Annotated in this window: 7 protein-coding genes; 3 read left to right on the top strand and 4 right to left on the bottom strand. The window is 67.0% G+C overall.

Annotation, left to right across the window (positions count from 1 at the left end; genetic code table 11):
* Nucleotides 1-2,005: 2,005 nt before the first annotated feature.
* The gene (locus tag ID132_RS00585) at nt 2,006-3,805 is read right to left on the bottom strand and encodes a rhamnan synthesis F family protein (protein ID WP_193127591.1); all 1,800 of its coding nucleotides are present in this window, start codon (nt 3,803-3,805) and stop codon (nt 2,006-2,008) included.
* A gap of 2 nt (nt 3,806-3,807) precedes the next feature.
* Nucleotides 3,808-5,412: a rhamnan synthesis F family protein gene (locus tag ID132_RS00580; RefSeq protein ID WP_235988172.1), complete on the bottom strand. Its 1,605-nt coding sequence runs from the start codon at nt 5,410-5,412 to the stop codon at nt 3,808-3,810.
* A 292-nt stretch (nt 5,413-5,704) separates the two neighbouring features.
* On the opposite strand from ID132_RS00580, the gene ID132_RS00575 reads away from it, so the two are divergent.
* The 3 genes from ID132_RS00575 to ID132_RS00565 are packed head-to-tail and all read left to right on the top strand — an operon-like array spanning nt 5,705 to nt 9,181.
* Entirely contained in the window at nt 5,705-6,640 is a 936-nt protein-coding gene (locus ID132_RS00575; protein ID WP_193127589.1) for an ABC transporter permease, read from the top strand.
* Nucleotides 6,641-6,643: 3 nt separating this feature from the next.
* The gene (locus ID132_RS00570; RefSeq protein ID WP_193127588.1) at nt 6,644-7,885 is read left to right on the top strand and encodes an ABC transporter ATP-binding protein; all 1,242 of its coding nucleotides are present in this window, start codon (nt 6,644-6,646) and stop codon (nt 7,883-7,885) included.
* Nucleotides 7,886-7,939: 54 nt separating this feature from the next.
* On the top strand, nt 7,940-9,181 hold the full coding sequence (locus ID132_RS00565; RefSeq protein WP_125106924.1) for a glycosyltransferase family 2 protein: 1,242 nt from the start codon (nt 7,940-7,942) through the stop codon (nt 9,179-9,181).
* Here the strand turns inward: ID132_RS00565 and rfbA are convergent.
* Together rfbA and ID132_RS00555 are read right to left on the bottom strand one after the other, a co-directional pair.
* The gene (gene rfbA, locus ID132_RS00560) at nt 9,178-10,056 is read right to left on the bottom strand and encodes a glucose-1-phosphate thymidylyltransferase RfbA (RefSeq protein WP_125106923.1); all 879 of its coding nucleotides are present in this window, start codon (nt 10,054-10,056) and stop codon (nt 9,178-9,180) included. The two genes, ID132_RS00565 and rfbA, sit on opposite strands and share 4 nt — an antisense overlap.
* Entirely contained in the window at nt 10,056-10,676 is a 621-nt protein-coding gene (locus tag ID132_RS00555; RefSeq protein WP_125106922.1) for a dTDP-4-dehydrorhamnose 3,5-epimerase family protein, read from the bottom strand. The genes rfbA and ID132_RS00555 overlap by 1 nt, the downstream gene beginning before the upstream one ends.
* Between the last annotated feature and the right edge of the window lie 5 nt (nt 10,677-10,681).

The following is a 10,681-nucleotide window of genomic DNA, read 5'->3' as shown; positions in this document are numbered from 1 at the left end:
CGGCTTCGGCGTCGCCGTGGCACTCGGCTTGGGCGTCGCACTNCGGCTTCGGGGTCGCCGTCGCCGTCGGCTTCGGCGTCGCCGCCGCGGGCTCCTTCACCGTCACGGTCTTCGTCGCGAAGGCGATGTTCTTACCGCCGCCGGCATTCATCGCGTAAACGGTGATCTTGTGTTCGCCCGCCGAGAGCGGCTCCGTCGTGTAGCTAAACCCGACGTTGTCGATGCTCAGTGTCGAGTACGCGTTGTTCACGTCGGGGCGAGCCTTGTCGGCCGCGATCGACGCGTACGGCTTGCCGTCGACGTGGATGTGCACGCGAATCGACGCCTTCGGGGTGTCCGCATCGAACGCCCAGCCGCGCACGAAGACGGTCATGTCCGAGTTCACCTTGATCTCGTCAAGGTTGCCCTGCGGGTTGTTCGAGGCGGGCTTCGGCGTCGCGCTCGGCTCGGTGGCCGGCTTGTCGTTCGACACCGACGCGGTCGGCGAACCGAACCAGTCGGTCCACAGGCGCCAGAAGTTGCGGTTGCCGTACGCCGAGCAACCGTCACCACTGCCGTAGAGGTTGTTCAGCGCCGCCTTGTTGGGCTGGTACGGCGTGTAGATGTACAGCGCCGCGGTGGCCTGGTTCTGGATGTAGACCGGGCCGTAGCCGCACGAGGCGTTCGGGTTGTAATAGATGTTGTTCGTCCGGCCCGCGATGTAGTTCCACGAGTTCGGCGACTGGGCGTAGCGCTGGTACTGCGCCGCCGAGTTGTAGACCTGATTAAAGAACCCACCGTATTCGGGGGCACACCAGCCGGGGCGCGACGGGTCGTCCGGGCAGTAGTAGCCCATGGCGCGGTCATAGCGCCAGCTCGCCGGGTTCGAGATCGTGACGAGCGACGTCTCCTTCTCCAGCAGCACGAGCAGCGTCTTCTGCGAGATGTTGCAGGCCTTCGCGACGTTGTAGATGATCTCCGCCGCGCTCTGGTTCGCCGTGCCCTGGTACGCGTCGCAGCGAGCGTTACCGCTCATCGACGGCGTCGTAACGCGGTAGTCCTTGAGGCAGTTCGTGCTGCAGTTCGCGCCCTTCTGCGTGAGGAACGACTGCACCTGCGCGGCCGTCATCGCGTCATCGTTGTAGAACTGTGCGTCCGACACGATGTAGCCGGGGTTGAAGTCCGCGGCGTTCGCCGCTTCGGCCTGCTGCGCACTGCCGACGCCGAGTTCGAGACCCGTCACCGCGAGCGCGGCGGCCGCCACGGCCGAAAGGATCTTGGTGATGCGCTTCACTAGCCAACCTCCGCGGCCAGCGGCTCAGACTCGCCCCACACGCCGTCACCCGCGAACGACAGCGTGACCTGCCAGTCCGACCCGGTGACCCCAGAGATCGTGATGGGCGCGCAGATCGTGCTCTGCGCATCCGGCGTTGCCGCCGNCGTCGGCGGTGAGCTCGGTGCCGTCGGCAGCGACCGCGGTCACGGTGCACGTGCCGTCGCCGATGTACTCGGCGATCGTGCCCCGCACCTCGATGGTGCCGGCTGCGGTGTCGAGGAAGGCGCTGTTGATCATGACCGGCACCTCGGTGCCCTCGCGGGTCTCAGCCGGCTCGGTCGCATCGGTCGTCGACCTCGGCTCCGCGGTCTCGGCCGGCGTGGTCGCCAGGGCCGTCTCGCTCGGCTCCGGTGCCGCGGTCTCCGCGGCCACGTTACCGGCCGTCGTGCCCGTCGAACATCCCACTAGGAGCAGGCCCGCGGCGACCAGCGCTACGGAACCGGTGACCAGCGGAGCGTGGCGTCGGGGATGCAGCTTCCCATTCAACATTTTGCCCTCCTCGGCGTGTCGTCACGTAAGTTAACGAATTTCACAGTATTCACACCGGTCACGATTGTCACGTGAAACTGGGAGATAAGGCAAAGATTTCACCCGATAGTCGGCGTGTCGCACGCCGTTCAAAAGTTTCGGGGGTAAAATAACGCGGGTCGAGGAGCATCGATGCTCCCCGACCCGCTTCGGTCGCCTCGGCTAGCGCCGCAGCTTGGCTTTGACGGCCCGCAGCCCGCGGAAGGCCCGGCTCAACACCCGCCCAACGCCCGGAACCTTCGCTTCGGCACGCGCCCAAACCAACCGCCGCAGTACCTGGCGAATCGGCCAGGTCTGCCCTCGACCCCGCAGCGTCTGCACCTGCTCGAAGCCATAGGCAGGCAGGTACTCCCCGATCGACGAGAGCTTGTACTCAAGGATCGGCTCACTCACCGACGCGACGCTCGGGCTCGTCACAGTCTTCGCGTAGTAACCGCTGCTGAACACGACGTAGCTGATGAGGCGCTCGAGCACGTGCGCGAGCGAACCGTCGCGGTACGCGCGCGCATCCGGGAACTCAGTGATGCCGAAGTTCGCTTCGAGCAGCGGCGCCAGCGCCTCCCGACGCGCGATGAACATCGAGCCGTACGGCGAGAGCGGGGTATTCGCGTCGAACGGCGTCGTGAGCCCGAGCCGGGGCGCGAGTGCCTCGGCCGGCGCACGGTTGAGTGACCAGGCGTGGCCGAGGGTCGGTAGGCCCATGTGAATCGTGGGCGGAAACACCATTCCGAGCTGCGGCTCGGTCTCGAAGAGCTCGTAGACGTTGCGCAGGTACTGCTCGCTCGCGAACAGGCTCTCGAACAGGTGGCGGCGAAACCAGCCGCTCACCGACGGCGGATCCTGCACCGAGCGCTTCGAGTGCAGCTTCACCACCACGTCGATTTCCGGGTCGCGCAGCACGTCCTCGCAGTCGATGAGGAAGGCGGTGATGTCGCGGCCGAGGTTGCTCGTCACCGCGCGCACCTCGACGGAGGCGAAGCGCGGGTCATCACCGATCTTCGCCTCGAGCGCCGCGCGGCGCGGCTCGTCGGCGGCGGTCGCATACAGCCGCACCTCGCCGGGGATGCGCGCCGCCAGCTCGAGCAGTTCGTCCGCCATGTCGAGGTAGTAGATGTGCGCGATCACCGCCGTCGTGAGCGAGACCGGCGACTCGGGCGCGACGTTCGTCGGCAGCACCTCGGCCATCGAGAGGTTGGTGTACCAGGTGCGCGGCGGCACGGCGGTGAGCAGCTTCGACCAGATGAGCTCGGTCGGGAACCCTCGCGCCGCGATGCGGTCGAAGCTCTCGCGCGGCACGATGCCCCACCGATCGTTGAGCATCGGGTCGATCGTGAAGGTGCGCCAGGGCACAAACTCGAGCCCCTCATCCAGCAGCCGAACGATCGAGTCGCGCAGGAAGTAGTGCTCGTTGTCGGCCACCCGCGGATGCACGGCGCTGAGGTTGAACCCGGCCTCGCGCAGGCCCGTGGTGAAGGCCGCGAACTCGCCCCCGGTCGCGGCGACGACCTGCCAGAAGCGTGCCTCGACGAACACCCGGCCGCGCAGCGCGAGGTACGGCACGTCCGTCGCTTCGATGCCGTCGCCGCGCTCCGGCTCGACGAGCGTCGAGCCGTCCTGATCCTCACCCCGCACCCGGGGGAACCCGGAAGGCGGCCGGATCGGGCCGAACAGCGAGTCGTCGAGCACGAGCACCTCGTCGAACTCCTGCAGCGCCGCCTTGCCGAGGCGCTGCTCCAGGATGCGGAACACCGCGCCGAACGCGTCCGTGTCATCCAGCTGCCACAGCGAGCGGGTCAGGCCCTCGATCTGCTGGCGCTCGGGCGCCGGGGGCCGCTTGCCCTTGCCGTAGAGCACGACGAGCTGGTCGCTCGCGGCCGACGCGGCGCGCAGCAGGTGCAGCGTGGCCGCGCTCGGACGCGCGTCAGGCCCCAGCAACACGACCGCGATGAGGCGTTGCGACACGGTTAGCGCCCCTTCTTCTTCACGACGCGCGTCACCGCGCGCTTCGCGGCGCCAAGTTTCTTCCGCGCCGACTCCTCGCCCTGCAGCACGACCTTGGCGGTCGACGGCGCCTTCGTGCGCAGCCAGTCCCCCACGAGCGGGCGTATGAACGAGTTCGGGTGCTCGAGCGGGCCGAGGAACGGCGCGCGCTGTTCGGGCCCGAAGCGCGCGCTCGCGTCGGCAAACTTGTACTGCAACACCTGTGACGAGCGCACGAAGTCACCGCGGCGCGCGGCCTCGGAGGCCACGAAGCCGTTGGTCTTCGCCACGTCGGCGGCGAGCAGGTCGAGGACGAGNTCGAGCTCGGCCTCGTCGACCTCCGCGAGGCGCACGAGCGAGTCCCAGCCGCCGACCGCCTCGACGCGCGCCGGCAGGTCGGCGAGCGCGGCGGCCCGGTAGGCGGCGACGCCGACGAACGGCGCCAGCGGGGCGTACCGCTCGAGCGGTCCGATGAGCCGCAGCGCCGTCGAGACCCGCTTCGCGGCGGCCTCGAGCCCCCGCCAGCCGTGGCCAAGGCGGGTGCCCGCCCGGTGCTCGGCCAGCGGCACGAGCACGCCGAGGCGCGCATCCTGGTCAAACGCGGCAAGGGTGTCACCGAGGCGGTCGACGATGCCACCGCGAGCGCGGGCGAGCTGGTTGTCGTCGAGGTTCGTGTTCGTGTACTCGGCGGCCGGGCCGTCCCGAAGTTCGTCCTCGGTCACGCCGTCAACGACGAGCACCTCCGCTTCGCCGAAGGGGTCGTGGGCGTCGCGGAGCCAGTCGCGCCAGATGCGGCCGGTGCGGAGCGCGAGGCGAGGCGACTCGGGAGCCGCCGCCGGTGCATCCGCAACGAGGTGGAGCAGGCCGAGCCCGGTCGAAAGCGCGCGCGCCGGGGTGCGGCGGATCACGCCGTCAATGAGCACGTCGCGGGGGAAGCCGAGCGCCAGAGCCTTGGCCGTGACTTCACTCGCCGCGACGTCGCGCGTATCGAGGTCGACGAGGTCGTGAAAGTAGAGGCGCCGCTTGAACATCGGGCAGCCGTCCTCCAGCAGCAGCAGGGGCTGCTCCATCGAGACGTTGTTGACGGAGTAGTTCTCGGCGGGGTAGGCGCTCTCCCACGCGTACCCGAGGTCGCCGAAGTGCCGGGTGAGCGCCGCCTCGAACACCGTGATGACGTCGTGGTACGACATGCCGTTCGGCAGGCTCGACCAGTAGTCCCGGAAGTCCGCGGTGTTGACGAGGCTCTTGCGGAAGGCGATCCAGTAGGACTGCAGGTGCTCGGGCATGATGCCCTTACCGAGCATCGGATGCGGTGAGACGGCCACGTGGTCGGTCAGGCCCCAGAAGTCGATCGGCTTCGGGTCCATGCGAGCGAAGAGCTCGTCGAACGTCGTGATCGGCCCGAAGAAGGTGTAGTTGATGAGGAGCACCTCGTCGTACTCGGCGAGCTTGGCGTAGCCGACGCGGCCGATCGCGCTGCGGTACGCGCCCGAGTCGAAGCCGACGTTCTCGCGCTCGAAGACCTCGTCGATCACCGCATCCAGGCGCTCGCGGGACTCCTGCTGCAGAAACCCGTTTGAGACGACCATGATGTGCTCGACGTGGGGGCGCAGCCCGTTCAGCGTGTGCAGCACCGCGCTGTCAACGTACCCGTCGGGGTCGTAGAGCAGGAAAAACACAAACCGTCGCACGCACATCTCCTTGGTTGACTGCAGCTAAGACTAGCGAGCGGGCCCGCTGCGCTCCCTGAGGTGGCGGGCCCACGACCGAAATCGAGGCCGTATCAGCCGACCGACACTAGACTTTCAGCAGCGTGACCGGCGATCCCCAGGCAACTCCGTCTGTTTCTACCGCAACCCCCGTCGGCTCGCGAACACCTCTATGACGTACTTCAATGAAATGCAGCAGGTTGCCGACGAACGCATGCGCCGGCTGGCCTCGCTTGAGCTCACCACGCGCGAGAAGCCCAAGAATGCCGTTTCGGGCTTCATCACAGCGATCAAGGAGCTGCGCGAGCACCGGGATCTGCTCGGTCTGCTCGTGCGCCGCGAGGTTGTCGGCAGGTATAAGGACTCGGTGCTCGGCTTCGCGTGGAGCCTGATCCGCCCGCTCACCCAGCTGCTGATCTACTACCTCGTCATGGGTCAGTTCCTCGGCGCGGCCCGCTCGATTGAGAACTTCGCGGTCTACATCTTCACCGGCCTCACGCTCTACAGCCTGTTCTCGGAGACGCTGACGGCGATGACCGGGTCGATCATCGCGAACGCGGGGCTCGTGAAGAAGGTGTACCTCCCCCGCGAGATCTTCCCGCTCGCGACGCTCGGCTCGTCGCTGTTCAACTTCGTGCTGCAGATGGTGATCCTCATCGCGGCCGCGGCCTTCACCGGCTCGCTCACCTTCGGTTGGCACCTCATGTACGGCCTCGTCGCCGTCGTCATCATCCTGCTCTATGGGACGGGCCTCGGGCTCATCCTGGCCTCGACGAACGTGTACTTCCGCGACGTCCAGTACCTCGTCGAGGTGCTGATGATGCTGCTGATGTGGTTCAGCCCCATCGTCTACTCCTGGACGTTTGTGCACGACGCCTTCGTCAGCTTCGGAGTGCCCTGGCTCACGGAGGTCTACATCAACAACCCCGTGACCCTCGCGGTGCTCGGGTTCCAGATGGCGTTCTGGTCGCCGAGCTCCCCCACCGCGGAGTTCCCGCCCGAGCTGATGACCCGGATGGGCGTCTCAATCATTTTCGGGCTGCTGCTCGTGTGGATCGGCCAGCGCATCTTTGCGCGGCTGCAGGGCAACTTTGCGCAGGAGCTGTAACGGATGACTACCCAAGACTTTATTGCCGAGGATGCGCGCCCCAACGTCGTGGAAATTCGCGACGTCTCCAAGCGGTTCGTGCTGCACAAGGACAAGTCGCTCAAGGAGCGCGTGCTGCACCCGCGGCGCTCCCGCGAGCACCGCGACGACTTCTGGGCGCTGAAGGACGTCAATCTAGAGATCGAGGCCGGCAGCACGATCGGTCTGATCGGACCGAACGGCTCCGGCAAGTCGACGCTCCTCAAGACGATCGGCGGCATCATCGAACCGACCTCGGGTGCGGTCTATTCGCGCGGCCGCCTCGCGGCGCTACTCGAGCTCGGCGCCGGCTTCCACCCCGACCTCACGGGCCGCGAGAATGTCTACCTCAACGCCGCGATCCTCGGCATGGACCGCGAGGAGACCGAATCGCGCTTCGAGGAGATTGTCGATTTCTCGGGCATCCGCCCCTTCATCGACACCCAGGTGAAGTTCTATTCCTCTGGCATGTACGTGCGCCTCGCGTTCGCGGTGGCGATCAACGTCAACCCCGACGTCCTGCTGGTCGATGAGGTGCTCGCGGTCGGTGACGAGGCCTTCCAGAAGAAGTGCCTCGACAAGATCAAGCAGTTTCAGGAGGAGGGCCGCACGATCGTCATCGTGTCGCACTCCCTCCCCCAGATCGTCGAGCTCTGCACCCGAGCCGTCGTCATGGGGCACGGCCATGTCATCTTCGACGGCCACCCCGAGGATGCGGTGAGCATTTTGCGCGCCGGGTTCGACTCCGCCGACCAGGCCGAGTCCGAGCAGGGCCGGCTTGAGCGCGACCGCGCGCGGATCGAAGAGATCGCCCGCCGTCGCCAGCTGGTGCAGATCACCAACGTCACTTCGACGCCCAGCGAAGGCGAGGACCTGCTCCCCGGCAGCACGCTCGAGGTGGCGGTGACCTTCGAAACCCAGCTCGACTTGACGGCCTGGGACCTCACGGTCGCGCTCGTGAACCAGCTCGGCACGACCGTGCTCGTCACGTCGACGCATGTCTCCGGCCTGAAGAACGCGCCCCTCGGCATCGGCGAGCACACGATCAACTTCACGCTGCCGAACCTGTCGATGGGCGCGGGCGAATACCTCGTGACGACAACGTTCCTGGACGACCAGCGCCACGAGCTCTCCCGCCGTGAAGACCTCGGCGGTTTCCGCGCCGTGACGGGGCCGGAGAGCATCGGCCCGGTGTACGCCGACGCCTCTTCGACCTTTCTCGACTAGGCCTGACAGACTGAGCCGCGAGCGCGCGACCGCGCGCGGAGACAGGAGGAAGCAGTGATTAGCGCACCCGAGCCCGTGCTCGTGCTGACCCTGATGGTTCGCGACGAGATCGACATCATCCGTACCTGGCTCGACTATCACCTCACTCAGGGGTTCGCGCAGATCATCGTCACCGACAACGGCTCGGTCGACGGCACTCGCGAGGTGCTCGGCGAGTACGCGGAGGCGGGGCGCATCGAGCTCCACGATCACCCGGTGCAGGACAAGCGCCAGTACGAGGTCGTCACCGCCATGGCCCGCCGCGCCGCAAGCCAACACGGCGCCACCTGGGTGTTCAACTCCGACGCCGACGAGTTCTGGGTCACCGGCTCGGGCGAGAAGCTGGCGGCAGCGGCCGCCCGTCTCCCTAACCCCACGGTCTCCTACCCCATCCCCGTCGTGAACATGTTCGGCCCCACGCTGGAGAGCGGCTTCGACATCGCGGCGGCGGTGTGGCGCGACGAGCGCGAACCCGAGGCGCTCCACCGCGTCGGCCTGCACGCGCATCCGACCCACAATCTCATCCACCCGGGCTCGCCCGCGGTCGAGGTCGCCCAGGGCAATCACTTCTCGTCGTTCCCCCAGGCCGACGAGCTCCCCGCCGACGTCGACATCGAGGTGCTGCACTTCCCGATGCGCTCGTGGCAGCAGTACCGGGCGCGCGTCCGGATGGCCGGCGAGATCTACGACGCGAGCCCCGACCTGCAGCCAAGCCCCCGTCACCACATCATGCGCGACTATCGCTGGGACGCGGCGGGCGTGCTGAAAATGTTCTTCGCCGCCCGGCACCCGCAGGGCCGCCGGGCCGAGGGCTTCCGCCGCGACGCGCGCCTCGTGGAGCGGCTCCCTGCAAATAGCACGGGCCACTTCCCCGCGGTGCCCCTCGGCCCGACCGAGGCGCGGGAGCTCGCGCAGCGGTTCTCCCACCTGGGTGCCGTGGTCGTGGCCCTCGAGGACGCCCGGGTGGCCGACCTAGCCCTCGCGGACGCGCGGTTTGTGGAGCTCCAGACACACAATACCGCCCAGCACGAGGCCATTCGGGCCTACGGGGCGAAGCTCGCGGAGCTCTCCGACTGGGCCGAGGAGCGCGAGCTGTTCGTCAGCCGCTACGAGCAGATGAAGGAGCGCATCCGGCGGCTCGACCAGGACCTCACGCGCGCCGAGGGCGAGTTAGAGGACTTCCGCAGCCGTCGCATCGTGCGGGTGGCCGAGGCCCTGACGGCCCCGGCGACCCGACTGAAGCAGCGGCTGCGCTAGGCCTGCTGCTCTTGCGCCTTGAGGATGCGCTTCAGGTAGCGGCCGTACCCCGACTTCTCGAGCGGCGCCGCGAGTTCGCGCAGCTGATCGTCGTCGATCCACCCGGCGCGCCAGGCGATCTCCTCGATGCAGCCGAGCTTGAGCCCCTGGCGGTCTTCGATTACCTTGACGTACTCGGAGGCCTGCATCATCGACTCGAACGTCCCGGTGTCGAGCCAGGCCGTGCCGCGGTCGAGCACGTGCACCTGCAGCTCGCCGCGCTCGAGGTACTCCGCGTTGATCGACGAAACCTCGAGCTCGCCGCGGTCGGACGGCTTCACGTTCTTCGCGATCTCCACGACGCGGTTGTCGTAGAAGTAGAGGCCGGGAACCGCGTAGTTCGACTTCGGCTGCTTCGGCTTCTCCTCAATCGACAGCGCCTTCATGTTCTCGTCGAACTCGACGACGCCGTAGGCCTTCGGGTTCGCCACCTGGTAGGCGAAGATGAGGCCACCCTGGATCTCGCCGTGGGCGCGCAGCGACGAGCCAAGGCCGGTGCCGTGGAAGATGTTGTCGCCGAGCACGAGCGCGACTGAGTCGTCGCCGATGAATTCCTCACCGATGATGAACGCCTGCGCGAGCCCGTCGGGCGAGGGCTGCTCGGCGTACTCGATGCTGATGCCGAGGCGCGAGCCGTCACCGAAGAGCGCGCGGAACTGCGAGTTGTACTCGGGCGTCGTGATGATGAGGATCTCGTTGATACCGGCCATCATCAGCGTCGACAGCGGGTAGTAGATCATGGGCTTGTCGTAGATCGGCATCAGCTGCTTCGAGATGCCTTTCGTGATCGGCCACAGCCGCGTGCCCGATCCGCCCGCGAGAATAATTCCCTTCACTACTTTGCCTCCTTGGGCTCAGCGTTGAGCTGCTCGTAGAACTTCAGACACTCCTCGTAGTCGGGCAGCAGGCCCTGATCCTTCGCCTTCAGCAGGCCTGGTGCCTCGGTGTCCTTCGGCGAGAGCAGCAGCTCCGACGCGTCGATTTCGAACTCGAGCCCGACCGTCTTGCAGAGCGGGTTGATGCCGTGCTCGCGCCCTGGCGCGTAGGTCGCCGAGCAGAGGTAGCTCACCGTTGAGTCGTCCTCGAGGGCAACGAAGCAGTGGCCCAGGCCTTCGGGGATGTAGATCGCGCGGCGGTCGACGGTGTCGAGCCGCACGCTGTCCCACTGGCCAAACGTCGGAGAACCCACGCGAATATCGATGACGTAGTCGATGACCGCACCGCCAGTGCACGTGACGTACTTCGCCTGGCTCGGCGGTATGTCAGCGAAGTGGATGCCCCGGACCGTGCCGCGCTTGGACACCGAGGTGTTGCCCTGTTGCAGGTCGAGCGGGTGCCCGACCACCTCTGCCAGCTGGTCGAAGCGGTAGTACTCGTAGAACACTCCCCGCTCGTCAAAGAACTGCTTCGGCGTGACCTCAAAGGAGCCAGCAATGCTGAGTTCGCGGAATTCCATAGGCC

Origin of the sequence: Gulosibacter sediminis (assembly GCF_014904065.1) — a bacterium.
GTDB classification, from domain to species: domain Bacteria; phylum Actinomycetota; class Actinomycetes; order Actinomycetales; family Microbacteriaceae; genus Gulosibacter; species Gulosibacter sediminis.
This window is presented reverse-complemented; position numbering and strand designations above follow the sequence as displayed.

What these genes read in the sequence shown, in the direction of transcription:
- ID132_RS00575 (WP_193127589.1), top strand. Translation starts at nt 5,705, where the DNA reads ATGACGTACTTCAATGAAATGCAGCAGGTTGCCGACGAACGCATGCGC.
- ID132_RS00570 (WP_193127588.1), top strand. Translation starts at nt 6,644, where the DNA reads ATGACTACCCAAGACTTTATTGCCGAGGATGCGCGCCCCAACGTCGTG.
- ID132_RS00555 (WP_125106922.1), bottom strand. Translation starts at nt 10,676, where the DNA reads ATGGAATTCCGCGAACTCAGCATTGCTGGCTCCTTTGAGGTCACGCCG.